29 protein-coding genes and 1 tRNA gene are annotated in these 23,877 nt (G+C 68.9%); 15 read left to right on the forward strand and 15 right to left on the reverse strand.

The genetic code is table 11. The annotated features are described in order from the left end of the window. The first annotated feature begins 18 nt into the window (after nucleotides 1–18). The 3 genes from GSQ87_RS13485 to GSQ87_RS13495 all read left to right on the forward strand — a co-directional run bounded on the left by GSQ87_RS13485 (nucleotide 19) and on the right by GSQ87_RS13495 (nucleotide 3,089). The gene (locus GSQ87_RS13485; protein WP_158915915.1) at nucleotides 19–891 is read left to right on the forward strand and encodes a UTP--glucose-1-phosphate uridylyltransferase; all 873 of its coding nucleotides are present in this window, start codon (nucleotides 19–21) and stop codon (nucleotides 889–891) included. 113 nt (nucleotides 892–1,004) lie between these two features. Then, nucleotides 1,005–2,210, forward strand: coding sequence for an NAD-dependent epimerase/dehydratase family protein (locus GSQ87_RS13490; protein WP_158915916.1), 1,206 nt, complete (start codon nucleotides 1,005–1,007; stop codon nucleotides 2,208–2,210). 9 nt (nucleotides 2,211–2,219) lie between these two features. Continuing rightward, complete coding sequence (locus GSQ87_RS13495; protein ID WP_158915917.1) at nucleotides 2,220–3,089, forward strand: SDR family oxidoreductase; 870 nt, start codon at nucleotides 2,220–2,222, stop codon at nucleotides 3,087–3,089. On the opposite strand, the gene bluB is transcribed toward GSQ87_RS13495, so the two are convergent. Next, complete coding sequence (bluB, locus tag GSQ87_RS13500; RefSeq protein ID WP_158915918.1) at nucleotides 3,076–3,738, reverse strand: 5,6-dimethylbenzimidazole synthase; 663 nt, start codon at nucleotides 3,736–3,738, stop codon at nucleotides 3,076–3,078. The genes GSQ87_RS13495 and bluB overlap by 14 nt on opposite strands. 95 nt (nucleotides 3,739–3,833) lie before the next feature. On the opposite strand from bluB, the gene GSQ87_RS13505 reads away from it, so the two are divergent. Further along, nucleotides 3,834–5,018 (forward strand): DNA cytosine methyltransferase, encoded by a 1,185-nt coding sequence (locus tag GSQ87_RS13505; RefSeq protein WP_158915919.1) that lies wholly within the window; start codon nucleotides 3,834–3,836, stop codon nucleotides 5,016–5,018. 49 nt (nucleotides 5,019–5,067) lie between these two features. Here the strand turns inward: GSQ87_RS13505 and GSQ87_RS13510 are convergent, their stop codons facing one another. Further along, nucleotides 5,068–5,280: a hypothetical protein gene (locus tag GSQ87_RS13510; protein WP_158915920.1), complete on the reverse strand. Its 213-nt coding sequence runs from the start codon at nucleotides 5,278–5,280 to the stop codon at nucleotides 5,068–5,070. A gap of 196 nt (nucleotides 5,281–5,476) precedes the next feature. On the opposite strand from GSQ87_RS13510, the gene GSQ87_RS13515 reads away from it, so the two are divergent. Further along, on the forward strand, nucleotides 5,477–5,665 hold the full coding sequence (locus GSQ87_RS13515; RefSeq protein WP_158915921.1) for a hypothetical protein: 189 nt from the start codon (nucleotides 5,477–5,479) through the stop codon (nucleotides 5,663–5,665). A gap of 55 nt (nucleotides 5,666–5,720) precedes the next feature. Here the strand turns inward: GSQ87_RS13515 and GSQ87_RS13520 are convergent, their stop codons facing one another. The 3 genes from GSQ87_RS13520 to GSQ87_RS13530 all read right to left on the reverse strand — a co-directional run bounded on the left by GSQ87_RS13520 (nucleotide 5,721) and on the right by GSQ87_RS13530 (nucleotide 6,938). Continuing rightward, nucleotides 5,721–5,903 (reverse strand): DUF3606 domain-containing protein, encoded by a 183-nt coding sequence (locus GSQ87_RS13520; protein ID WP_158915922.1) that lies wholly within the window; start codon nucleotides 5,901–5,903, stop codon nucleotides 5,721–5,723. Nucleotides 5,904–6,030: 127 nt separating this feature from the next. Next, nucleotides 6,031–6,105 (reverse strand) — tRNA-Gly (locus GSQ87_RS13525). 86 nt (nucleotides 6,106–6,191) lie between these two features. Beyond that, entirely contained in the window at nucleotides 6,192–6,938 is a 747-nt protein-coding gene (locus tag GSQ87_RS13530) for a DUF6065 family protein (RefSeq protein ID WP_158917667.1), read from the reverse strand. Between the two features lie 144 nt (nucleotides 6,939–7,082). On the opposite strand from GSQ87_RS13530, the gene GSQ87_RS13535 reads away from it, so the two are divergent. From GSQ87_RS13535 to GSQ87_RS13550, 4 genes are all read left to right on the forward strand, one after another. Continuing rightward, nucleotides 7,083–7,595 carry a prolyl-tRNA synthetase associated domain-containing protein gene (locus tag GSQ87_RS13535; protein ID WP_158915923.1) on the forward strand — a complete coding sequence of 171 codons (513 nt, stop codon included), beginning with the start codon at nucleotides 7,083–7,085 and terminating at the stop codon, nucleotides 7,593–7,595. Between the two features lie 75 nt (nucleotides 7,596–7,670). Further along, complete coding sequence (trxA, locus tag GSQ87_RS13540) at nucleotides 7,671–8,642, forward strand: thioredoxin (RefSeq protein ID WP_158915924.1); 972 nt, start codon at nucleotides 7,671–7,673, stop codon at nucleotides 8,640–8,642. A 7-nt stretch (nucleotides 8,643–8,649) separates the two neighbouring features. Continuing rightward, nucleotides 8,650–9,315: an LON peptidase substrate-binding domain-containing protein gene (locus GSQ87_RS13545; RefSeq protein WP_158915925.1), complete on the forward strand. Its 666-nt coding sequence runs from the start codon at nucleotides 8,650–8,652 to the stop codon at nucleotides 9,313–9,315. A gap of 9 nt (nucleotides 9,316–9,324) precedes the next feature. Further along, nucleotides 9,325–9,537 (forward strand): Trm112 family protein, encoded by a 213-nt coding sequence (locus tag GSQ87_RS13550; RefSeq protein ID WP_158915926.1) that lies wholly within the window; start codon nucleotides 9,325–9,327, stop codon nucleotides 9,535–9,537. A gap of 131 nt (nucleotides 9,538–9,668) precedes the next feature. Here GSQ87_RS13550 and dgoD read toward each other — a convergent pair whose 3' ends face one another. From dgoD to GSQ87_RS13585, 7 genes are all read right to left on the reverse strand, one after another. Then, nucleotides 9,669–10,811 carry a galactonate dehydratase gene (gene dgoD, locus GSQ87_RS13555; protein ID WP_254062954.1) on the reverse strand — a complete coding sequence of 381 codons (1,143 nt, stop codon included), beginning with the start codon at nucleotides 10,809–10,811 and terminating at the stop codon, nucleotides 9,669–9,671. 40 nt (nucleotides 10,812–10,851) lie between these two features. After that, nucleotides 10,852–11,703 carry a hypothetical protein gene (locus tag GSQ87_RS13560; RefSeq protein ID WP_158915928.1) on the reverse strand — a complete coding sequence of 284 codons (852 nt, stop codon included), beginning with the start codon at nucleotides 11,701–11,703 and terminating at the stop codon, nucleotides 10,852–10,854. Continuing rightward, entirely contained in the window at nucleotides 11,693–13,342 is a 1,650-nt protein-coding gene (locus GSQ87_RS13565; protein WP_158915929.1) for a hypothetical protein, read from the reverse strand. The genes GSQ87_RS13560 and GSQ87_RS13565 overlap by 11 nt, the downstream gene beginning before the upstream one ends. A 109-nt stretch (nucleotides 13,343–13,451) precedes the next feature. After that, nucleotides 13,452–14,336, reverse strand: coding sequence for a tyrosine recombinase XerC (locus GSQ87_RS13570; RefSeq protein ID WP_254063150.1), 885 nt, complete (start codon nucleotides 14,334–14,336; stop codon nucleotides 13,452–13,454). A 191-nt stretch (nucleotides 14,337–14,527) separates the two neighbouring features. Continuing rightward, entirely contained in the window at nucleotides 14,528–15,217 is a 690-nt protein-coding gene (locus GSQ87_RS13575; RefSeq protein WP_158915931.1) for a DUF484 family protein, read from the reverse strand. Between the two features lie 97 nt (nucleotides 15,218–15,314). Then, on the reverse strand, nucleotides 15,315–15,542 hold the full coding sequence (locus GSQ87_RS13580; protein WP_158915932.1) for an aa3-type cytochrome c oxidase subunit IV: 228 nt from the start codon (nucleotides 15,540–15,542) through the stop codon (nucleotides 15,315–15,317). A gap of 120 nt (nucleotides 15,543–15,662) precedes the next feature. Continuing rightward, complete coding sequence (locus GSQ87_RS13585) at nucleotides 15,663–16,898, reverse strand: lytic murein transglycosylase (protein WP_254062956.1); 1,236 nt, start codon at nucleotides 16,896–16,898, stop codon at nucleotides 15,663–15,665. A gap of 145 nt (nucleotides 16,899–17,043) precedes the next feature. On the opposite strand from GSQ87_RS13585, the gene GSQ87_RS13590 reads away from it, so the two are divergent. From GSQ87_RS13590 to GSQ87_RS13615, 6 genes are all read left to right on the forward strand, one after another. After that, entirely contained in the window at nucleotides 17,044–17,493 is a 450-nt protein-coding gene (locus GSQ87_RS13590) for a hypothetical protein (RefSeq protein ID WP_158915934.1), read from the forward strand. Between the two features lie 113 nt (nucleotides 17,494–17,606). After that, nucleotides 17,607–17,732 (forward strand): type B 50S ribosomal protein L36, encoded by a 126-nt coding sequence (gene ykgO / locus GSQ87_RS13595; RefSeq protein WP_158915935.1) that lies wholly within the window; start codon nucleotides 17,607–17,609, stop codon nucleotides 17,730–17,732. Nucleotides 17,733–17,915: 183 nt separating this feature from the next. Next, nucleotides 17,916–18,191 carry a DUF2312 domain-containing protein gene (locus GSQ87_RS13600; RefSeq protein WP_158915936.1) on the forward strand — a complete coding sequence of 92 codons (276 nt, stop codon included), beginning with the start codon at nucleotides 17,916–17,918 and terminating at the stop codon, nucleotides 18,189–18,191. A gap of 20 nt (nucleotides 18,192–18,211) precedes the next feature. Beyond that, entirely contained in the window at nucleotides 18,212–18,589 is a 378-nt protein-coding gene (locus tag GSQ87_RS22540; RefSeq protein ID WP_216839310.1) for a hypothetical protein, read from the forward strand. Between the two features lie 21 nt (nucleotides 18,590–18,610). Next, nucleotides 18,611–19,531 (forward strand): ABC transporter ATP-binding protein, encoded by a 921-nt coding sequence (locus tag GSQ87_RS13610; RefSeq protein WP_158915937.1) that lies wholly within the window; start codon nucleotides 18,611–18,613, stop codon nucleotides 19,529–19,531. Beyond that, the gene (locus GSQ87_RS13615; protein ID WP_158915938.1) at nucleotides 19,528–20,805 is read left to right on the forward strand and encodes an ABC transporter permease; all 1,278 of its coding nucleotides are present in this window, start codon (nucleotides 19,528–19,530) and stop codon (nucleotides 20,803–20,805) included. The genes GSQ87_RS13610 and GSQ87_RS13615 overlap by 4 nt, the downstream gene beginning before the upstream one ends. 75 nt (nucleotides 20,806–20,880) lie before the next feature. Here GSQ87_RS13615 and rpsU read toward each other — a convergent pair whose 3' ends face one another. The 3 genes from rpsU to GSQ87_RS13630 all read right to left on the reverse strand — a co-directional run bounded on the left by rpsU (nucleotide 20,881) and on the right by GSQ87_RS13630 (nucleotide 23,874). Further along, entirely contained in the window at nucleotides 20,881–21,117 is a 237-nt protein-coding gene (gene rpsU, locus GSQ87_RS13620; protein ID WP_158917669.1) for a 30S ribosomal protein S21, read from the reverse strand. Nucleotides 21,118–21,318: 201 nt separating this feature from the next. Further along, nucleotides 21,319–22,833 (reverse strand): S10 family peptidase, encoded by a 1,515-nt coding sequence (locus tag GSQ87_RS13625; protein WP_158915939.1) that lies wholly within the window; start codon nucleotides 22,831–22,833, stop codon nucleotides 21,319–21,321. Between the two features lie 252 nt (nucleotides 22,834–23,085). Then, nucleotides 23,086–23,874, reverse strand: a complete 789-nt coding sequence (locus tag GSQ87_RS13630; protein WP_158915940.1) for a squalene/phytoene synthase family protein — start codon at nucleotides 23,872–23,874, stop codon at nucleotides 23,086–23,088. Nucleotides 23,875–23,877: the final 3 nt, after the last annotated feature.

Here is a 23,877-nt window from a genome sequence, read left to right on the forward strand (position 1 = left end):
CTTAGTCCCGGAGACTTGATGCAACGCGTCCGCAAAGCCGTCTTGCCTGTGGCCGGACTGGGCACACGCATGCTGCCCGCCGCCAAGACCGTCGCCAAGGAGATGCTGACGGTGGTCGACCGCCCGCTGATCCACCACGTGATGTCCGAGGCCCGCGCCGCCGGGATCGAGCACTTCGTCCTGGTCACCGGGCGCGGCAAGGGCGCGATGGAGGACTATTTCGACCATCACGTGGAGCTGGAAGAGACCCTTCGCGCCAAGAACAAGACCGCCATCCTGGACGAACTGCTGGCCGACCTGCCCAAGGCCGGCGAGATCTCCTACGTCCGCCAGATGGCGCCGCACGGCCTGGGCCACGCGGTCTGGTGCGCCCGCGACATCATCGGCGACGAGCCCTTCGCGGTGTTGCTGCCCGACATGATCATGGACGCCGAACCCGGCGCCACCGCCCAGGCGATCAAGGCCTTCGAACAGACCGACGGCGGCAACATCATCCTGGTCGAGCCCTGCCCGCCCGGCGAGGCGCACAAGTACGGCATCGTGGCGCTGGACGGCCAGGACGGCCGGCTGAACCGCATGACCGGCATGGTCGAGAAGCCCGCGCCCGGCACCGAGCCCTCCAACCTGTTCATCTCCGGCCGCTACGTGCTGCAGCCGGAAATCTTCAAGGTGCTGGAGACGGTGGAGCGCGGCGCGGGAGGCGAGATCCAACTCACCGACGCCATGGCCAAGCTGATGGGCGAGCAGCCCTTCTACGCCCTGGAGTACGAGGGGACGACCTACGACTGCGGCGACAAGATCGGCTGGCTGCGCGCCAACGTCGCCCTGGCCCTGAAGCGCCCCGACCTGGGCGAAGCCGCCCGCCGGGCGCTTGCGCCGCTGTTCGCGTAGGCGCGCGCGGCCTTCCGGCGAAACGCTTTAACCCTTCCGCTCAGGACTGGTTGACGCCCCCCCCGGCGATCCCTCACAGATAGCCTAGCTGAAGGCTGCGTTGGGAAAAGCTGATGCGCGTACTGGTGCTGGGCGGCGACGGGTTCTGCGGCTGGCCGACAGCGCTGCACCTGTCCGCACGCGGACATGACGTCGCCATCGTCGACAACCTGTCCCGACGCGGCATCGACCAAGAACTGGGCGTCCAGTCCCTCACCCCCATCCCGCCCCTGCCCCAGCGGCTGGCGGCCTGGGAAGAGGTCTCGGGACGGCGCATAGACCACGTCGACCTGACGCTCGGCCGCGACTTCGATGAACTGGTCGAGCTGTTCGACACCTGGGCGCCGGATGCGGTGATCCATTTCGCCGAGCAGCGCGCCGCGCCCTATTCGATGAAGTCGGCGCATCACAAGCGCTACACCGTCAACAACAACATCAACGCCACCCACGACGTGCTGGCCGCGATCGTGGAGAGCCGGCGCGACATCCACCTAGCCCACCTGGGCACCATGGGGGTCTATGGCTACGGCACCGCCGGCGCGCCGATCCCGGAGGGCTATCTGCAGGTGACGCTGGACACCCCGACCGGGTCGGCACAGCGCGAGATCCTTTACCCGTCCGATCCGGGGTCGATCTACCACATGACCAAGACCCAGGATCAGCTGCTGTTCCAGTTCTACGTCAAGAACGACAAGCTGCGGATCACCGACCTGCACCAGGGCATCGTCTGGGGCGCCCAGACCGCCGAGACCCGCCTGGACCTGCGCCTGGTCAACCGCTTCGACTACGACGGCGACTACGGCACGGTGCTCAACCGCTTCCTGATCCAGGCGGCGCTGGGTCATCCGCTGACGGTGCATGGCACCGGCGGCCAGACCCGCGCCTTCATCAACATCCAGGACACCGTGCGCTGCATCGAGTTGGCGCTGCACAACCCGCCCCAGCGGGGCGACCGGGTGGCGATCCTGAACCAGATGACCGAGACCCGACGGGTGCTGGAGCTGGCCCAGATGGTCTCGCGCCTCACCGGGGCCAAGATCGCCTACCTGCCCAACCCCCGCCAGGAGGCGGAGGCGAACGAGCTCAAGGTCTGCAACGACCGTTTCCTGGCGCTCGGCCTGTCGCCCATCACGCTGGCGGACGGCCTGCTGAACGAGATCGCCGAGAATGCCCGCGCTTTCAGCGAGCGGGTGGACGTCTCCAAGATCCCCTGTGTCTCGGCCTGGAACGCCGAGCGCGCCGCCGCCATCGGACCGCTGGCCGTCCACGCGGCGGAATAGATCGCGGGCGTGAAGCTGCTCGTCTTCGGCTTCGGCTTCACCGGGCAGGCACTGGCCCGGCTGAGACCTGACGGCTGGCGTATCGCGGGCGTCTCGCGCGATCCCGAGCGACGGCGCGCCATGGCCGACCAGGACGTCGTCGCCTTGGACCCGACCGACACGCAAGACCTGCCCCGCGCGCTCGCGGAAACCGACGCCCTGCTGATCGCCGCTCCGCCGGACGCGGAAGGATGCCCCGGCCTTCGCACCCTGGCGCCGCTGCTCGACCGCAACGGCCGCGCACCGCCTTGGATCGGCTATCTGTCCACCACCGGGGTCTATGGCGACCGCGACGGCGGGTGGGTGTTCGAGGACAGCGAACTGCGCCCCGTCTCGCCGGAGGCCGAGCGGCGCGTTGGGGCCGAGCTGGAATGGGCCGAGCTGGCCAAGCGCTCCGGCGCCCACCTGGCGACCTTCCGCCTCCCCGGCATCTATGGACCTGGCCGATCGCCGCTGGACCGGGTGCGGGCTGGCGACGCGCGCCGCCTGATCAAGCCTGGGCACGTCTTCTCGCGCATTCACGTGGACGATCTGGCCTTAGCCCTGACGGCGGCCGTCGGGCGCCCCGACTGCGCGGGCGTCTACAACCTGTGCGACGACCTTCCCGCGGCGGCCAGCGACGTCACGGCCTACGCCGCCGGCCTGCTGGGCGTCCAACCGCCACCCGAGGAGCCATACGACCCCGCCACGCTGTCGCCCATGGCCAGGCGGTTCTGGAGCGAGACCAAGCGGGTCTCCAACGCCAAGGCCAAGGCCGCGCTCGGCTGGCGGCCGATGTATCCGACCTACCGCGAAGGGCTGGCCGCCGTGCTGGCGGCGGAGCGCCTCAACGCTGGATGATGTCGTCCTCCGTCGAGCGTCGCCGCTCCCACCCAAGGCGCTCCAACTCGGGCGTATCGCTTTCGGACTCCGGATAGCCCAGACAGAAATAGCCGATCAGGGTCCAAGGCGACGGCACGTCCAGCGCGCTCGCGACCTCGGCCGCATCCAGGATCGACACCCAACCCAGGCCCAGGCCTTCGGCCCGCGCCGCCAGCCACAGCGTGTGCACCGCCATCACCGCCGAATAGGCGGTGGTCTGTGGCATGGTCCTGCGCCCCAGCCCGTGACCCTGAACCGGATCGGGCTCCGAGAAGACGGCGAAGTGACGGGGCGCCTGGTCCAGGCCCGCGAGCTTCAGACGCGCATAGAGTCCCTCGCGTTCGGCGGCCTGTCCTGCGAGCGCCTGGGCGTTGCAGGCCTCGAAATTCGCGCACACGGCCGCCCGCCGGGCCGGATCGTCGACGATGACGAAACGCCAGGACTGGCTGAGCCCAACCGAGGGCGCCAGGCGAGCCGCCGCGATCAATCGATCGAACACGGCCGCCGGGACGGGATCTGCGCGAAACCGGCGCACATCCCGACGCCACTGGAACAGCTCGGAAAGCCGGGCCTGGAAGACGTCGTCGAAGATTGGCGCGGGCTTGGGCGCGGGGGTGATCTCAACCATGGCCACCCTTCTAGGCCAGCGCCTGGATATGGGAACGCACGCACAAGGTCCGGCCACGGCTTTTCATCTGCGGCCCGATCCGCCACGGTGTGTCCATGCCCACCGATTCGAGGCTCTCGACGGGCCGCCCCCCAGCCACCTTCTACGAGTTCTTCGCCGGCGGCGGCATGGCCCGGACCGGGCTGGGCGACGGGTGGACCTGCCTGTTCGCCAACGACTTCGATTTCCGCAAGGGCCTCGCCTACCAGGCCAACTTCGGCGCAGCGGCACTGAAGGTGGGCGATGTGCGCGACGTCGTGCTGGAGGACCTGCCCGGGGTCGCCGACCTCGTCTGGGGCTCGTTCCCCTGCCAGGACCTCTCGCTGGCGGGCGTCGGCGCCGGGCTGAACGGTGAGCGTTCGGGGACCTTCTACCCGTTCTGGGATGTGGTCGGGGCCCTGGGCAGGGATGGCCGCGCGCCCAGGATCGTCGCCCTGGAAAACGTCTGCGGGACCCTGACCTCCCGCCGCGGCCGGGACTTCCAGGCGATCTGCCGGACCTTCGCCGACGCCGGCTATCGCTACGGCGCCTTGGTCGTCAACGCCGAGTTGTTCGTGCCACAGTCCCGTCCGCGCCTGTTCGTAATCGGCGTCCGCGAGGACGTGGAGATCGATCCCGCCCTGCTTTCCCCCGGTCCGATCGCGCCCTTCCACACCCGCAGCCTGTGCAGGGCGGTGGAGGCCGTGCCTGAAGCCGCCAGATCTGGCCTGGTATGGTGGAACCTGCCGACGCCGGAACATCGCGTGCGCACCTTCGCCGACGAGATCGAGGAAACGCCGACCCACGTCGCCTGGAGCACGCCGTCGGAGACCGAGCGGCTCCTGGCGCTGATGTCGCCGCTCAACCTCGCCAAGGTCGAGGCCGCCAAGCGCGCCGGGCGTCGAATGGTCGGCGGCGTCTACAGACGCACCCGACACGACGGGAGCGGCGCCAAGCTCCAGCGCGCCGAGGTCCGGTTCGACGATGTGGCGGGATGCCTGCGCACGCCCGCCGGCGGTTCGAGCCGCCAGACCATCCTGGTGGTCGACGGGCCCAAGGTGCGCTCGCGGCTGATCTCCTCGCGCGAAACCGCCCGCCTGATGGGCCTGGACGATAGCTATGTCCTGCCGAAGACCTACAGCGAAGCCTATCATCTGACCGGCGACGGGGTGGTCGTTCCCGTCGTACGACACCTCGCGCGCCATATCTTCGAGCCGCTGCTGGGCTTGGCGGCCCAGGATCAGACGCAGAGGGCGGCTTAGAGGCAGGTTTGTGATCCAAGGCCCTATGGAGGGCCTCTGGGCCATCGACTCAGTGCGGGACAGGCAGCGTGAGCGCTTCCGGCTTCATGCTGTGCGCATCGCGACAATGCGAGCACCACACCACCAATTCATCCTTGAACAGGGCGAATTGCCGCTCGGTGAGCATGGCCCGGGTGGCGATCTCTTCGCCGGTGACAGGGCACCTTCCCATCACCTTTTGCGGCTTCGCCGTGGATAGCCATGACCGGATCATCTTCACCATATTTTGCGCGCATTTGGCCCAGCTCTTGCAGGGCGCGCCTGCCGACTCTGAAGCCAAACGCGCCTCGTCCAATCAACGTTGCGTGAGCGTTTTATCCCCTTGCAACCTTCTATTTATGGGCGGAATTTAGCACTCATAGATAAAGAGCTTGCGACTGCTTCGGCGGGACAGCGGGCGCGCCAGGGAGGCATGCGACATGGTTTCCATCAGCCCAAACGACTTCCCCGCCATTCGCCTCGCGAGCCCGCGTGCGCAGCGGGTGAGCAAGGTCCGCAAGATCGAGCGTCGCTGGAGCGGCCTCCAGACCGTCGCCTTCGCCGTCAGCGTCTCCGTGCTCGGCTGGGTCGCGATCGGCTACGCCGTCCTGGCGGTCATCCACCACTAAATTCCGTCCGCGCCGGGATCAGGGTCCTGGAACAGGCGGTTGGTCCACCGGCGAATCAGCGCTTCTTGCCCAGCTCGGTGGCGATGTCCTTGACCATCCGGCCGGCCTTGCGATGCGCGGCGGTGAGCTGATCGCGGGTCACGCCCCAGCGCTTCATCCAGTACTCGACGGCCTGACGCTCGGAGAGGTCGAGGCGATCCTTGTCGATGAAACCGCGCTTATCCTTCAGGCCCGCCATCGCCATCCTCTGCCCGGCTGTGATCCGCCCCAACGCCGTCATACGGCGAAATCGGTCGTCCAATCCCCGCCACCGGGCGGGCCGGCGACTGATCTTTTCAAGATTAGCTGATTCTATTTAGGAAAATTGGAGCGGGCGAAGAGATTCGAACTCTCGACCCCAACCTTGGCAAGGTTGTGCTCTACCACTGAGCTACGCCCGCTCTGGCGTCTCGCAACCGGCAGGCCGCCGCGAGGCGCGTCTTAAAGCAAAGACGCCGACGCTTTGCAAGCGGCCTTTCGCGCAGGTTCAGCGCCCGAGCTTCGGGGTTTTCAGGCGGCGCTTGTTGATGTGGTCGACCGGCGCCGAGGGCGGGGCGTTCTCCGGCGCCTCGCCCTTGAAGTAGTAGCGCTGCCACGCCTCGCGCATCGCCTCCGGGTCGCGACGGCCCAGCTTGGCGTTGAAGGTGTTCCGCTCCCGCATCCAAGCCTCGTATTGGTCGCGCAGTTCGGAGTCCGAGGCCAGCGAGCGGCGCACCGGCTGGACGTGCTCCAGCGCCCGGTGCGGGACCAGGCTGATGAAGCAGAACGGCTCGCCCTTCTCGAACCGCACGCGCCCGGGGCGGGTGAAGATCCAGTTCATGGTGAAGGGAAACGGCAGCCAGTCGGTCTCCACCACGCCGACGAGGGGCTGGATGCCGTCCTTGACGTGGTTGGGCGCGCCGCCGCACTGCATGTCCCAACCCTGGGAGGTGCGGAACAGATAGCCGGTGTGGAAGGTCAGCACGCCCTCGGTGAAATGCGACTTGGCGAACTCGTGGAAGTCGGGGTGCGGCCGGTCGGGGGTGAGGCGGATGTCCTCGATCAGCTTGCCGCCGTTCCACTCGGCGGTAAAGCTCATCGGGCAGAGGATCTCCCAGCCCGTGGTGTTGGCCATGCTCAACGGCAGGCAGCGGTAGGGATGGCGTTCGACGAACTTGTCCATCCAGGGCCGCTGCGGACGTCCCGGCACGATCTCGGGAGGCCGGCCGGTCAGGGCGTAGCACTCCATCTGGATCGGATCGCCGTGGGGGGCGTCGGCCGTCAGCACCAAGGGCTGGGGATCGAAGTCGTCGGCCATACGGGTCCCCAAACGAATAGAGTACAGTCGCCGCTCTAGCGGCAGCGGCGACGGCGCGTCAAATTCTGCTATCAGGCGCGCATGCCGCACGCGACCCGCCAAGTGCTTTTCGCCTTCCTCGACGCCCACGGCATCGCCCACCGCACCCATGAGCACCCGCCGGTGTTCCGGGTCGAGGACGGGGCCGAGATCAAGGCCGCGCTGCCCGGCGGCCACACCAAGAACCTGTTCCTGAAGGACGCCAAGGGCCAGCTCTGGCTGATCAGCGCGCTGGGCGACACCCGCATCGACCTGAAGCGCGCGGCCCCGGTGATCGGGTCGGCGAAACTGTCGTTCGGGTCCGAAACGCGGCTCTACGAGGCGCTGGGGGTCCGGCCGGGCTCGGTGACGGCGTTCGCCCTGCTCAACGATCCGGAGCACAGCGTGCGCTTCGTGCTCGACGCCGCGCTGATGCGCACCGATCCGGTGAACTTCCACCCCCTGTCCAACGACGCCACCACCGCGGTGTCGCGAGACGGGTTCCTGGCCTTCCTGAAGGCGCTGGGACGCGAACCGCGGGTGGTGGACTTCGCGGCCCTCGCAAGCGAGAGCTGAGATCGTCGCCATCGGCGATTGCAGCCAAGACCCCGCAAGCCCATCTTATGCGCCTTCCATCTCGACGAGGTTCTCATGCTTGGTAACCGCCCGCGCTCCCCGACCGACGGCCCCGCCGCCGGGGAAAAGCCCGGACTGTTCGGCTTCGACAAGCCCACGCCGCCCAAGCCCGCAGCAGCCCAGGCGGCGAGCGCCGTGATCGACGCCACCGACGAAAGCTTCATGGTCGAGGTGATCGAGGCCTCGCAGCAGCAGCCGGTGATCGTGGACTTCTGGGCGCCCTGGTGCGGCCCTTGCCGCCAGCTTACGCCCGCGCTGGAAAAAGCCGTGCTCGCCACCAAGGGCGCGGTGAAGCTGGTCAAGGTCAACATCGACGAGAACCCCCGCATCGCCCAGCAACTGCGCGTGCAGTCGATCCCCACCGTCTACGCGTTCGACAACGGCCAGCCGGTGGACGGCTTCCAGGGCGCGTTGCCCGAAAGCCAGGTCAAGGCCTTCATCGATCGCCTCGCGGGCCCGGCGGCCCCGTCCGACGTCGACGCCCTGTTGGAGATGGCCAAGGAATCCCTGTCGGTGCACGACATGGGCGGCGCCGCCCAGGCCTATGCCGGCGTCCTGCAGATGGAGCCCGACAACCTGCCCGCCATCGCCGGCCTGGCGCGCTGCTATCTCAACGGCGGCGACGTGGAGCGCGCGCGGGAGGTGGCCGACATGGCCCCCGTCGACGCCAAGGACCCGGACCTGGCCAGCGTGCGCGCGGCCCTTGCGCTGGCGGCCGGCGCCAATGCCGAGACCGCACCCTTCGAGCAGCGGCTGGCCGCGAACGCCGACGACCACGAGGCCCGTTTCGAACTGGCCAAGATCCTGGCCGGCCAGGGCGACTTCCAGCGCGCCGCCGACGAGCTGCTGACCATCATCGGCAAGGACCTGACCTGGAACGAGGACGCGGCGCGCAAGCAACTGCTGATCGTGTTCGAGGCGGCGGGGCCGATGTCGGACGTGGCCAAGGCGGGACGGCGCAAACTGTCCTCGCTCCTGTTCGCGTGAGGCGGCCATGGCGGCGAGCTACCTTCGTGCAGCCGACCTGCCGGAACTGATCCCGCTCTTTCCCCTGGACGGCGTCCTGCTGCTGCCCAGGGGGATGCTGCCGCTGAACGTGTTCGAGCCGCGCTATCTGAACATGATCGACGACGCCATGGCCGGCGAGCGGATCATCGGCATCATCCAGCCTCGGCCCACCGGCCGGCGGTCGCGGCCCGACCTGACGGCGGTGGGCTGCGCAGGGCGGGTCACCAGCTACGCCGAGACCTCGGACGGACGCTACCTGATCACCCTGACCGGCATCTGCCGTTTCCGTGTCGACAGCGAACTGGAGGCGCACACCCCCTATCGCCAGGTGCGCCCGAACTTCGCCACCTATGAGGACGACTTGCGGCTCGACGCGGACGACAGTTCTCCCGCCGACCGCACGGAGCTGCTGGGCGCGTTGAAGGCCTATCTGGAAGGGCGCGGGCTCGACATCGACTGGGACCAGGCCCGCGAAGCGCCGGTGGAGGCGCTGGTCAACAGCCTGTCCATGGCCCTGCCGTTCGAATCCGCCGAGAAGCAGGCCCTGCTCGAAGCCGCCGCCCTGGCCGACCGGCGCGAGGCGCTGGTGGCCCTGCTGCGCATGGGCGCGGCGATGGGCGGGGACGAAGACAGCGCCGGACGGATGCAGTAGAGCGAGCCCATGACCAACGACACCGCCCGTCCCAACGACGTCCTCCGCAACGAGGTGGACCCGCGCCTGCTGGAAGTTCTGGTCTGTCCGGTGACGCACACGTCGCTGGAATACGACCGCGAGCGGGGCGAACTGATCAGCCGCGCCGCCAAGCTGGCCTACCCGATCCGCAGCGGCGTGCCGGTGATGCTGCCCGAAGAGGCCCGCGCCCTGGAGGGATGAGGGCCTGCGCTGCGTGCTTCGAGACACGCTCCGCGCTCCTCAGCATGACGAAGGTTTCTGCGACCCACCAAGGCCCATCATCCTGAGGAGCCCCAAAGGGGCGTCTCGAAGGACGCATATCCCTATCCGCCTCACCACTCGGTGAAGCCGCCGTCGGCGTTGCGCCACACCGGGTTGCGCCAAGGCGCGTACTCGCCGGCCAGCTTGTGGATCGTCGCCTCGTCCAGCTCGATCCCCAGCCCCGGCTTCTCGGTGGCGGCGACATAGCCGTCCTTGACGTCGAACACCGAGCGGTCAGCCAGATAGGTCAGCAGGTCGTGGCCGTCGGTGTTGTAGTGGATGCCCAGCGACATCTCCTCGATCACGAAGTTCGGCGTGCTGATGGCGATCTGCAGGCAGGCGGCGAAGGCGATCGGCCCCAGCGGGCAGTGCGGCGCGATCCCCACATCGTAGGCCTCCGCCATCGCCGCGATCCGCCTCACCTCCGATATGCCGCCGGCGTGGGACAGGTCGGGCTGGGCGATGTCGACGATGCCGCGCTCGAAGTAGCGCTTGAAATCCCAGCGCGAATAGAGCCGTTCCCCGAACGCGATGGGGATGCTGATCTGGCGCGAGAGCTGCTCCAGCCCCTCGATGTTCTCCGACAGGAGCGGCTCCTCGATGAACAGGGGCTCGACCTCTTCCAGCCGCTCGGACAGGCGGCGCGCCATGGCCTTGTGCACCCGGCCGTGGAAATCCACCGCGGCGTCCGCCCCCTCGGCCTTCACCGCCGCCACCCGCTCGACCACCGCATCCAGGTCGCGCGGCGAGGCCAGCCAGCGCAGGTCGGCGACCGCGTTCATCTTCACCGCCGTGAAGCCCTGCTCGCGCCGCCCGCGCGCGGCCTCGCCCACGTCGGAAGGCTTGTCGCCGCCGATCCAGGCGTAGCACTGCACCTTGTCGCGCACCTTGCCGCCCAGCAGCTGCCACACCGGCACGCCCAGCGCCTTGCCCTTGATGTCCCACAGCGCCTGGTCGAGCCCCGAAAGCGCCGACATCAGCACCGGGCCGCCCCGGTAGAAGCCGCCCCGGTAGGCGACCTGCCAGATGTCCTCGATCCGGGCGGGGTCGGCGCCGATGAAGCGGTCGCGCAACGATGCGTAGGCGCCCTCGACCGCCTCGGCGTGGCCCTCCAGGCTCGCCTCGCCCCAGCCGACGATCCCCTCGTCGGTCTCCACCCGCACGAACATCCAGCGCGGCGGGACCTTGAAGGTGTCGATGCGGGTGATCTTCACGGCGATCTCCTGGGCCCGGCGGGGCGGCGGGAGAGTGGGCCTACTTCCGCCCATCCACCAGTTGCAAACCCCAGCCGAGCTTCACATTGGCGCCCTGGCCGGTGAACCACTGGCGCCAGAAGTCGCGTTGGGCGGAGGTCTGGATCTCGCCGAGCTTGGGCCGGCGGACATAGTGGATGCGCACCGCCACCCCATGCAGGTCGCGCGTCAGGGTCTCGCGCGCCTGGGCGTCGGGGTCGAGGCCCGAACCCGGCCCGCGATACTCGGAGACCAAGTCGCTGTTCTGGGCCATGTCGGAGACCAGCAGCAGTCGGCGCGCCTTCACCGTGGAGCCGAAGTCGGCGCCGTCGACCACGCTGTCCACCGCCTCCATGATCGGCGAATGCGGGGCGGTCGGCACGTTGCGCAGGCTGTTCAGGTAACTGTTCAACCCATCCCCCACCGTGCGCTTGAACGCCTGTTCGATCATCTCGGGGTTGGAGGCCACGCCCGACACCTCGCTTCCCCGCCGCACCCGGCAGCGCGAGAAGGTCTGGCCGGCGTCGTCGGGATCGGAGCGGACGCCGCGGATGCTCAGCTCTCCATAGGGACGCAGGCGGTCGTACTCCGCCAGGATCAGCGCCCTGACGTAATCGACCTGATGGCTGGTCAGCGGGTCGGTCTGGTCAATCAGCACCACGGTGTGCTCGTGCGGGACGGTCTGGCCGGCGATGCATCCCGTGGCCGGGTCGAGCTCAGGGGTGCGGGTGCTGAAAACCAGTACGCCGACGCCGATCACCGCCACGAGCGCCACGGCCAGGATCACGATGGCGCGGCGGGTGTCCTTGCGGCGGCGGACCTCGGCGGGACGGAGACGGCGCTTGACCGGACGGCGGGCCCGCTCACGCGCCACCGGCGCGCTCCAGCGGCCCAAGCGTGTCGTCGTCCACGGGACCGGACGCCAGGGGCGGGGCGCCTTCGGCCCGGTCGTGCGGCATGACGGCCTCCACCGGCGGAGCGTGGCGGCTCAGATTGGCGTCGGCCTCGCGGTCCACGCTCTGCTTCAGCCCGTCGATGCGGGTCTGCAGGTTGTCGGCGGACTCGGTGACGTAGGCGCGCAGGCTCGACAGCGCCGCCAGGTTGTCAGCCTGGACTCGCGCGGCGGTCTCGGCGGCGGACTGCATCTGGGCGGCGGCGCGCTCGGCGTTGGCGCGGCTGACCTCCAGGTCGGCGGTGGAGGTGACCGGGCCTCCGTGGCGATAAGTTTCAGGATCGGGGAAATAGGCGAAATAGGCGGGCGGCGCGTCGCTGCGTACCTGGGCGTTCTCGTCGCGATAGGCCTTGATCAGCGCCCCGCCCTGGCGAATCCACTCCGCCTCCGCATCGCGCGCCTCGGCCAGCCGCCGTCCGCCCAGCTCGGCCAGGGCCGACAGGCGGTCGCGTTCCTGGGTCGCGGGGGCGTAGGTCGCCTCCAGGTCGGCCAGCACCTCGCGGCTCTCTTCCAGCGCCGCCGCCTTGGCCTCCGACACCGTGTCCTCGTAGTCCAGCCGGGCGACGCGGTAGGCGTGGTCGTAGCGGCGATAGTCCCAGTAGCGGTCGGCCATGTCGTCCCAGGCCTCGCGGCTGGCGGCCAGATGGATCAGCAGGCCGAGCGCGAACAGGCCCCAGGAGAACAGGCTGGTCAGCCCTAGGATGCCGTGCTGCTTGATATGCGCCAGCGCGTCGAGCGCATGGCCAGCAAGGGTGCCGGAGGTCCCGGCGTCGGCGGCCTGCTCGGCCACCTCGCGGAAGTGGGCGGCGTAGATATTCCAGAAGAAGGCCAGCACCAGGGCGGCGACCGTGACGGTCCAGCCGATCGTGCGCTGCAGGTTGAAACGGTGGCCCACCAGCCGCCAGCCGACCCCGCCGCCCATTACGCCAAGCGAGATGTTGACCAGGCTGATGACGCCGGCCAGCACCACGCCGCCGACCCAGCCCTGCTCCGATATGCGGCGCAGCAGGAAGGCGTTGACGAAGCTCTCCAGCACGAAGGCGCCGACCAGGATAGCGAAGGGCAACAGCGTCGACTGGCGATAGGAGGCGGCCCGGTTCAGGCCATGGCGGCGGCGGAAATAGTTCAGGTCGCGCTGGGTCTCCAGCTCCTGTTCGCGCAGGGCCACCAGGTCCGAACGGCGCTCGGCCAGGACATGGCCGATGCGGCTGTCGATCTCGGCGCGGGCCTGCTCGGGCGTCAGGGCCGAAGGCACGCGCTTCTGGGCGACAGCGGCGGCCTGACCCATCTGGCCGGCGACCCAGGCGTTCAGCTCGCGCAGGCCGGTGGCGATGCGCCCGACGATCTGGGTCTCGGCGGCGTTGGGGGTAGTGGCGTTGCTTGACGGCTGGTTGCGGCGCCCGTCGTCCTGGGCGCCTTCCAGCACCCGCAGTTCGCGCTTGAGCCGGCCGAGCTCGGCCCGGTGCGCCTCGTCGATCTCGGGAATCCAGATCGGGCCGGAGCTGTCGTCGCGACCGCCCCGCAGCATCCCCATCAGTCCCGTTCCGGGCGCCTTCGCCATGCAGCACCCTCCTCGGCGCTTTCCGTCTCTAGTCGATAGCTAATGCGCAGGCGTGGGCGAAGCGACCACATTGCGGCGAATTCACCTCAAACGTCGAGCCGGCTCAGCCTCAAGCACGCGGATGGGCCTTTTCATAGATCGCCAGCAGGCCCGCCGCATCCACCGCCGTGTACTTCTGGGTGGTGGACAGCGAGGCGTGGCCCAGCAACTCCTGGATCGAACGCAGATCGCCGCCGCCGGCCAGGATGTGGGTTGCGAACGAGTGGCGTAGCGCATGCGGGGTGGCGCTGTCGGGCAAGCCGAGCCGGCCGCGCAGACGCGCCACCAGGCCCTGGATGTAGCGCGGTCCCAGCGGCCCTCCCCGCTTGCCGCGGAACAGCGCCTCGTCCGGGGCCAGGCGGAACGGGGCCTCGGCCAGATAGGCGTCGACCGCCGCGCGTACGGCCGGCAGCACCGGCACCAGCCGGGTCTTGGACCCCTTGCCCAGCACACGCAGGGTGTCGGGCAGCGGCGCCTCGGCCCGCTTTAGCCCCAACGCCTCCGATATGCGCAGGCCGCAGCCGTAGAGCAGGGTCAGCACCGCCGCATCGCGCGCGGTCTCCCAGGGTTCGCGGTCAGGGTCTTCCTCGGCCTCGGTGATCAAGCCGCGCGCATGGTCCTCCGACACCGGCCGCGGCTGGGTCGGCTTGACCCGGGGTCCGCGCACGAGCGCCATGTTCGGATTGGCGACGCCCAGTCGCCGGTCGGCCCAGTGGAAGAAGCTGCGGATCGCCGACAGGTGGCGGCTCAGCGAACGCGGCGACAACGGCGTCTCCCCGCCCCGCCGGTGGGCCATGTAGGCGCGCACCTCGGCGGCCGAGAGGTCCGACAGCACCGCCAGCGACAACCGCTCGCCGCGATGGACCTCGATGAAGGCGAAGAAGGCTTGCAGGTCGTCGCGATACGCCTCCAGCGTCAGCGGAGACGCGCGGCGCTCGTGGGCGAGGTAGCCCATCCAGGCTTCGAGCGCCTGCTGGGCGTTGCGGGGCGTGGCATCGTGATCGCTCACTAAGGGTCGCCCTGTCTGTGCGTCCTTCGAGACGCCCCTTTGGGGCTCCTCAGGATGACGGAGGTTTTTGCAATCACCAAACCTCGTCATGCTGAGGAGCGCGAAGCGCGTCTCGAAGCACGCGGCACGCAAAACGCCTAGTGACGTGGCGGCGGCCACCGCTCGCCCAAGCGCTCGACCACCTGGCCGACGAAGGCGATCAGCTCCACGCCCATGTCGGCGGTGAAGCCGTCCGGGTCGCCGGAACCGAAGGCCACCAGGCCGGAGCGGCTGGGGTCGAACAGGCTCATGCGCACCAGGGCGACGCTGCGCACCCGCTCCGCCGCCTCGCCGAATATCTCGTGGCCCCCGGTGCAGGGACCCACGCCGCACAGCCGGCCGGGCTCCAGGATATAGCCGACCAGCCCCACGGGCAGGTTGCGCCAGCCGGGAGGCGCCGCGCCCTCGACGCCGACGGCGGCGGTCTCCAGCCCGAAGCGGCGTTGGGCGCCCTCGTTCAGGCGAAAGGCGAGATCGGCGCTGTTGCGGGCCTCCAGCAGGTCGAGCACCAGGGCGTGGACCTCGGCCTGGGCGGCGAAGTTGGCGCGGGCGATGTCTTCCACATCCTGGCGGGCGGAGCTTTCGCGGTCGCGGGCGGCTTCCAGACGCGCCAAGGCGGCGGGGCCGAACTCCAGCACGTTGGCGGCGTGCGGGCGCAGACCCAGCGCCTGCAACAGCGTGACGTCGTCGCGCACCAGTTCCGGGCGGAGCATGATCAGGGAGCGCGCCGCGTCCCAGTCCGCGCCGCCTTCGAGGTTCAGCCCCTCGCCGCTGAGAATTTCCGTCATGCCACGCCTCACGCGCCGAAACGGCGCCCGGCGCGATCAGGTCAGAACGAGGTTAAGGTTCGTTTTACGACGTTTGGAAACCGTCGTAGGGGCGGCGTCAGTGGGCGGTCTTGCGGCTCATGAAGAAGGCCACGCCCATGATCACCACGGCCACGATCAGGCCCAGCAGGAAACCCGCGTGGGCGCACAACCAGATGGTCAGCAGCGCGACCAGGGCCGCTACGCCGGCGGAGCACCAATGGACCATGCTGTTGAACAGGGTGTAGGTCGAACGCTGGTCGGCGACCGTCATCTCGCCCCGGTGATACTCGCCCTGCTGCGCCATCGTATATCCTCGGCCTTCTCGCTCCTGGGCGACCTACAACATAGGCCCGCTTCGCTCAAGCCGGCGCGGCGATCAGAGCCCTGAGGATGGACTTCGAAGCCAATCTTTCAGCGTTCGTCCCTACCGCTCGGGCGGCGGGGGCGGCGGAACGCTGGCGGAAACCCCGCCTTCGGTCTTGAGCTGCTGGATCAGCGCATAGCTCAGATAGCCGTCCGCCGGCAGGCCGCGGGTCTTTTGCCAGCCGCGCGCGGCCTGGCGGGTCTTCAACCCCAGCACCCCATCCACCGCGCCGACATCGTAACCCATGCGTTGCAGCGACTCCTGCGCGGCGATGCGATCCGAGCGCGAGATCGGCAGGTCGTCGGGCCAGGGCCGGGTCAGCGGCGCGGCGCCTCCGATCCTCTGGCCCAGCAGGTCCACCGCCAGGGCGTAGGAGGTGGAGTTGTTGTAGGCGCGGATGGCGAAGTGGTTGGGGAAGGCCAGGAAGGCCGGCCCGGTCCAGCCCGAGGGCAGCAGCAGTTGCGCCGGCTCGTCGACAATCGGGCCATACAAAGGAGCCGAGGCCGGACGTAGGCCGAGCCCACGCCACACCGCCCAGGGCTGCTTCACCCCTTCCGCCAGACCATAGTCGAAACTCGCCGGCAGGACGACCTCGCGGGTGCAGGCCTCGCCCCGGCGCCAGGCCGCCTTGCGCTGCAGGAAGTTGGCGGCCGACGACAGGGCGTCGTTGGCCGATCCCCAGATGTCGCGCCGCCCGTCGCCGTCGCCGTCCACCGCGAACGACAGGTAGTCCTCCGGCGTGAACTGGGTCTGGCCCATGGCCCCGGCCCAGGAGCCCTTGAGCTGTTCGCGGCTGGCCTGGGCGGTGAACAGGATGCGCAGCGCCGCCAGCAGCTGGCCCTCCGCCCAGTCCTTGCGCCGCCCCTCCGCCGCCAGGGTGGCCAGGGACCGGATCACGTCCATGTCGCCCTGGATGCGGCCGAAGCTCGACTCCACGCCCCAGATCGCCACCAGAATCTCGGCCGGCACGCCGTACTCGGCCGAGGTCGCGGCCAGCCACGGGTTGGCGTCGCGGCGCGAACGGCCCTCGGCGATGCGGCTGTCGGCCACCACGCCCTTGATATAGTCGCCGATCGGCTTGGACAGTTCGGGCTGGCGCGAATCGGCGGCGATCACCCGCGGGTCGGGCTGCAGTCCCTGGAACACCGCCTCGATCTGGGCGCGCGACCAGCCGGCGCCGGCTGCGCGGTCGACGAAACCCTGCATCCAGGCGCTAAACAGCGCGTCGCTTCCCGGCGGCGCCGTGCCCGGCCCCCAGACCGACACCGGCGCTGCGACGACGCCGGAAACGGACATGAGGAAGGCGCGACGATCCATACTCTCAAGCTAACGGAACACCTGCGATTACAACAGTCAAAACCCCGACACCGTCATCGACATGACACTGGACAGCATCACCTCTCTCGCGCATGAGTTGCCGAGCGTAAGAGGACGTCTGACGATGCGCATCCGGTTGCTGGAACGGTTCTTCCTGGTCGCCGCCAGCGGCGCTGTCGCCGTCGCCCTGGCGGGTTGCGTCGGGGAGACGGTCGCCCCGCCCGTCGCCTCGACCGCCCCGAACGCAGGCAGCCCTCCGGTCATCGACGAGATCACCCAAAGGACGGTGCGGCCGGTCTACGACACCGTGGTCAACGAGTTCCACTTCCACGACGCCGACGGGGACGTCCGCTTCATCCATCGCGACCTGGTGGAGACCAACGGCCCGATCGAAAAGGTGCAGGACGGCCTGGTCCGCCTGCCGCCCGAGATGCAGAAGCGCGGCGCCATCTATATCGGATACGTGCGGTGTGGGCCGAACAGCTATCACATGAAGATGCGGGCCTATCTGATCGACGACGCCGGCAACCGCAGCAACACCATGGACTATACGGTGCACTGCAACGGCGGCTGAGCAGGATGGCGACGCCGGCGCCCCCTTGACGCGCCCGCCCCGTTTCCTTAAACAGCCGCCTCCATCCCGCACGTTAATCCGCGCGGGGTTTTTCTATTTGCGGAATAGCGGTCATGAAGGTCAGAAGCTCGCTCAAGTCCCTGAAGAACCGTCACCGGGACTGCAAGCTCGTGCGCCGCAAGGGCCGCGTGCTGATCATCAACAAGACCGACCCGCGCTTCAAGGCCAAGCAGGGCTGATCCAGCCCGCAGGTTCCGCTTCGGCGGGACTGTCGCGCCTTCGTTTTTCTACAGCCCGTCGCCTCCCGCGGCGGGCTGTTTTCGTTGGCGGCCGGCGTTTCGCCGCCTGTGCGCCGATGCGCGTTGAAGCGTCCGCTCGCCCCCGCTAGGTTCCCCCTTCGTCTTTTTCCGGAGTTCCGCCCCATGGCCGACGACGCCTCGTTCGAGTCCAATGCCGACATCCTCACCTCGGCCGCCCAAGGCCGGCTGAAGAGCTTCATCGAGCGGATCGAGCGGCTGGAAGAAGACAAGGCCGCCGTCTCCGCCGACCTCAAGGAGGTCTATTCCGAGGCCAAGGGCGAGGGCTTCGACACCAAGATCCTGCGCAAGGTCGTGCGCCTGCGCAAACAGGACAAGGTGAAGCGCGACGAGGAAGAGGCGCTGATCGACCTCTACCTCTCCGCCATCGGCGGCCTCTAAGGTCTTCCCTTCCCGCCCCGATGAAAAAGGCGCGGGCGCTTCGCACCATTCGCCGGCTGAAACTGAAGGCCGGCGAAACGGAGCTGTCCGACTGGGAGGGGGAGTTCCTCGACAGCGTGGAGACGCGGATCGGAACGTATGGCCGCGCCTTCGCCGACCCGGAGAAGGGCGACCGCGAGAGCGCCCTGTCGATCCTCCAGGCCCGCAAGCTGAGGGAGATCGGGGCCAAGGCCGATGGCGAGACGCCGGCGCGCAAAGGCGGCCGGACTAGGCCGCCCTCCGCCAAGGCCCGCCCAGACAAGACCGACGCGAGCAAGGACGGCGCGAACAAGGGTGCCGCGTCCAGGCCCGGAATGATCCGGCGTAAACCTTTTGGCGCCCGCAAGCGTGACAGCTAGGCTCTCCGCACCGGAGGCCACGTGACCCCAGCCCTCGACCTGCAACAGGTCAACAAGCGCTACGGCGACTTCCACGCCGTGCGCGACCTCGGCTTCTCCGTGGAGCCAGGGACCATCTTCGGCTTCCTGGGCCCGAACGGGGCCGGCAAGACCTCCACCCTGCGCATGGTGCTGGGCCTGATCCCGCCCACCTCGGGACGGATCACCGTGCTGGGCGCCAGCGACCCGACGACAGTGCGCGACCGCATCGGCTTCCTGCCCGAGGAGCGCGGCCTGTACCGCCGGATGACCCCGGTCGAGGCGGTGGTGTTCTTCGCCGGGCTGAAAGGCGTGCCGGCGGCCAAGGCGAAGCGACGCGGGATCGAGCTGCTGGAATCCCAGGGCCTGGGCGACGCCCTGAACCGGCCGATGAAGGCTTTGTCCAAGGGCATGGCGCAGAAGGTCCAACTGGTCTGCGCCCTGGCCCACGACCCCGAACTGGTGATCCTGGACGAGCCCTTCTCCGGGCTGGACCCGGTCAATCAGCAGGGGCTGGAGGAACTGATCCGCGGACTGGCCGATCGCGGCGCGACGGTGATCTTCTCCACCCATGTCATGGCCCATGCCGAGCGGTTGTGCCGGCGCATCGTGCTGATGGCGCGCGGGCGCAAGGTGTTCGACGGCACCGTGCGCGAGGCCTGCGCCTCGGCGACCCAGCGGCTGGTGCTGGAGGGCGCGATCACCCGCGAACAGGCCCTGGCTCTGCCGGGCGTGGTCTCGGTGGAAGCGGCGCGGATCGAGGACGACGGCCCCATGCGCCTGCTGGCGGACCTGGCGCGCGACGCCCAGCCCCAGGCCGCGCTCAAGGCCGCCTTCGAGCGAGGGCTGGACCTGACCCAGTTCCGGGTCGAGGCGCCCACCCTGCACGAGGCCTTCATCGTGCTGACAGGAGGCGCAGCGTGATCCGCCTACTGAAGATCGCCCGACGGGAATACGTCAGCTACCTGCGCACGCCGGGGTTCTGGATATCTCTCTGCGTGGCGCCCCTGGTGCTGGGCTTCGCCTTGATGGGCGGTCCCAAGGCGTTGCAGTCGGCGGCGCCTCCGCCCCGGCTGACCGTGATCGATCTCACCCGTTCTGGCTTCGACCGGGCGCTGCAGCCAACCCTCAGCGGGGAGCCGCCCCTAGCCGAGATCGTCGCGCCGCCGCCAGCCTCCACCGATGCCGGCTCTCCCGAACAGGCGATCGCTCCGCTGCGTTCGGCGCTGTCGGCCCGCGGGGAACGCGCGCTCGACCTAGTGGTCATCATCTCGGGCGTGTCGACCAAGGCGCGCGTCGATTTCTGGACGCGCGACCCCACCACCTCCAGCCTCGCCGGCCTGGTCGAGCGGGCGGTCGGCGACAGGATGCGCCAGAACCGCCTCATCGCCGCGGGCCTGCCCTCCAACCTGCTGAAATCGGTGGACGCCGTCCAGCCGGAGGTCCGCAGCTTCTCGCCGCGCGCCAGGTCGGAACGCGTTTCCTTCCGAGACCAAGCCCCTACCCTGTTGGCGCTCGGCCTGGCGTTCGTGCTGTGGATGGCGGTGGTGACCGGCGCCGGCATCCTGCTCAACAGCGTGATCGAGGAGAAGTCGGGCCGCATCCTGGAGGTGCTGATGTCGTGCGCCTCCATCCCCGAGATCCTCGGCGGCAAGATCTTGGGCGTGGCCGGCCTGACGGGCACCGTGCTGGCGGTCTGGGGCGCGCTCGGCCTGACCGCGGTGAGCCGGACGTCCCCACACCTGCTGGGAGAGCTAGGCGGGGCGCTGCTCAGCCACGGGCTGATCGTCTGGTTCGTCCTGTTCTTCGCCGGGGGCTATCTGATGTACGCCTCGATCTTCGCGGCCATCGGCGCCTTCTGCGAGACCAGCCGCGAGGCCCAGACGCTGCTCGGCCCGCTGATGATCGTGCTGAGCATCCCGATGGTGTTCCTCAGCCTGGCGCAGCAGCGGCCGGATGCGCCGGTGATCGTGATCCTGTCGTGGGTCCCGCTGTTCACTCCGTTCCTGATGATCGCCCGCATCGCCAGCGGCCTACCGCTCTGGCAGGTGGCCGCAGCGCTGCTGGAGATGGCGGCGACGGCGGCTGCGATCATGTGGCTGTGCGCGCGGGCGTTCCGGGCGGGGGCGCTGTCAGGCGGCGGGAAGCTGGACGTCAAGCGGCTGCTGGCGGCGTTCGCGCGGCCGGCGGAGACATGAGATAGCCCCCAAACGAAACCACCCCCAGAGCCAGGCTCCGGGGGTGGTTGAAATTCGACGTCGTGGACGAAGCGCCTAGCGCTTCACCACCGGACGGGTCGCGGGCAGCAGGCCTTCGCGCTGGGCGCGCTTGCGGGCCAGCTTGCGGGCGCGGCGGATCGCTTCGGCCTTTTGACGGGCGCGCTTCTCGGAGGGCTTCTCGTAATGCACGTGCCGCTTCATCTCGCGGAAGGTGCCCTCGCGCTGCATCTTCTTCTTCAGCGCCTTGAGGGCTTGATCGACGTTGTTGTCGCGGACGAAAATCTGGACGATGACTAGGCCCTCCTCTGGACCCTGCGCGGCGCTATGCGACTTTGAGATAAGGGCGAACGGCTCATATGCCCGGAGGCTGCCCTCCGTGCCGAAGGCGACGAGGTAGCAGAACAGACTTTGCCTGTCCACACTCGCCGCGCCGCTTTAAGCAGGAAGACGGACGCCGCCTTGGACGTCCGCCCTTCTCAAACGCGGTGACGATCAACTCGCTCCGTACATCGCCATCACGTCCTGGCGGAAGGACCTCTGGCTGTCGGGGCGGGCGTAGAACATGTGGCCGCCGGGATATTCCTTCACCTGCACCTGGTTCGGATCGCCGAAGGTCGGCATCTGGTCGACGATCAGCACCGAGGCCATGAAGGGGCACGACAGGTCGTCCCAGCCGTGGGCGATCAGCACCTTCATCTTCGGATCGAGCGCCACCGCCTCGCGCAGGTCGGTCACGCTCTCGACCTGCTCGTCATGGCCGTCGTTCCACATCCGCCCGACATCGTAGCTCAGGGTATGGAAGGGCGCGTCGACCTTCCAGCCAACCACGCGGGTGTCGAAGTCGACCATGGCGCTGGTGGTCGGCGCGATGGTGCTGTCCAGGATCGGGTCGTTGGTCCGCTGCTCGGGCGCGTAGGGGAAGGGGTCCCATTCGGTCACGTTGCTGTCGTAGCGGCTGCCGAGTTTGCCCTGCTGGCGGAACACCTCGCGCAGGAAGGCCTGGGTCTCGATCCGCCCGCCCGACACCTTGACGAAGTTCGGGTCGAGCCCGGTCAGTTCGCTCACCTTGGCGGTCAGTCGCTGGTTGGCGGCGGGATCGGTGCGGCCCTTCATCAGGTCGGAGGCGAAATCGCCCCGCGCATAGGCGATCACCGGCGCCATGTGGGCGGCGTCGAGTTCGCCGTGCCGCTCCAGGTTGGCGGCGGCCATGGCCGGCATGGTGATCACCCAGGGCAGAGGCGACAGGCCGGGATCGAACTCGGCGGCGCTGTCCAGATAGGGCGACACCATCACCACCCCGCTGACGCCCACGCCCATCCGGGTCTGCAGGTAATGGGCGATGCGCGGCGAGCGGAAGCCGCCATAGCTCTCGCCCGAGACGTATTTGGGCGAGGTCAGCCGGCCGTTCTTGTTCAGCCAGTCGTAGATGATGCGCGACAGGTACTCGATGTCCTGCTTGGTGCCGTAGAAGTGCTTCTTGCTCTCGGCCTCGTCGACCAGCGAGCGGGAGAAGCCGGTGCCGACGGGGTCGATGAACACCAGGTCGGTGAAGTCCAGCCAGGTCCCGGGATTGTCGGTCAGCACCGCCGCGTCCGACGGGCTGTCGCCAGCCTTGCCGAAGGGAACGTGCTTGGGGCCGATGGCGCCCAGGTTCATATAGACCGAGGCCGCACCCGGACCGCCGTTGAAGGCGAAGGTCACCGGGCGGCGCGGATCGTGGACGCCGTCCAGGGTGTAGGCGGTGAACACCACGTCGGCGATCTTCTTGCCCTTGTCGTCGCGCACCGGCAGCGAGCCGACGGTGGCGGTGTAGTTCAGGGTCTTGCCGGCGACGTGGGTGACTTGCTCGACATGGGCGTCGGCGGGAAAGGGCGCGAAGTCGGTCTTGTCGTCCTTACTTGCGGCGGTGTCGGGCTTGGCCTTGTCGGGCTTGTCCTGTGCATGGGCGGAGGCGCACAGGCCGAACGCCAGCGCCGCGATAGCGGTCGCCGCAAAGAGGTTACGCATTCTCAGTTTCCCACCGACTTCGAAGGGCGAACTGTTAGCGCCGCATGGGTCGGGTGCAACGGAGGCGAGGCCACATGACGAAAGCTTAATGTGAAGGTTTAGGCCAACGGTCGGGGCAGGTGCGTCCTTCGAGACGCTCCTTCGGAGCTCCTCAGGATGACGGGTGTGAGGGATCGGGCCCTTCAAAAAACCTACGTCATGCTGAGGAGCGCGCAGCGCGTCTCGAAGCACGCAGACACGCCTGACGCAGCGCTAGACCCGCCCCCTCAGCGTAGCCAGCAGCAGCCGTCCACGACGCTCCAATTCGCCCGGCGTCCGGCCATGGGCGTACGATCCCGCCAAGCCGACATAGGCCACTGCGGGAAAGGCCGCGACGCTGAGCGCGCCCAGTTCGCTCCGCGCCCGCGCCAGCGCCGCGTCGACCTCGGCGCGCACCCGCTCGGCCAGGACCGGCTCATCAGGCGCATTCCAGCTTGCCGGGACCCAGTTGCGCCCGCCCGCCCGCCAGAACGCGCGCGCGCGGTACAGCCCCGCCAGGCCCCAGGCCCGACCGGCCTCCACCACGGCGCGCAACGGCGTCTTGGGATCGAGCGCGCGGGCGGCGAGGCCCATCACCGCGCCCGCCGTACCGTCCAGATAGCGGGCCAGGGCCGCATCGTCGGCGAAAGGCTCGGGCTCCAGGTCCGCGTGACGCGCCTCGACCAAGGCGTCGAGCAGTTCGCCCGGCAGCGCGCCGCTCTTCAGCACCTCGGCCAGAGCCAGCAGCGCCGGCTGGCCGGGCGCCTCGGCGCCGGCCGCGATCGCCTCCATCCGCTCACGCCACCAGGCGAGGCGAATCTCTCCGGCCAGTGGATTGCTGACGCTCTCCCCGACCCGCGCCAGTTCTCCGTTGAGGGCGTAGAGCGCGATCACCGTGCGCCGCTTTTCCGGATCGGCGATGAAGCGGCTGGCCAGCCAGCGGTCGGGATCAAGGCGGCGGACCAGGGCGTCCAGGTCGGTGGGGTCGTCCTCCGCCTTGGTTGGGGCGGGCTGCTCGGCCATGGC

The organism is Caulobacter sp. S45 (genome assembly GCF_009765965.1).
In the GTDB taxonomy this organism is placed as follows: Bacteria; Pseudomonadota; Alphaproteobacteria; order Caulobacterales; family Caulobacteraceae; genus CAHJWH01.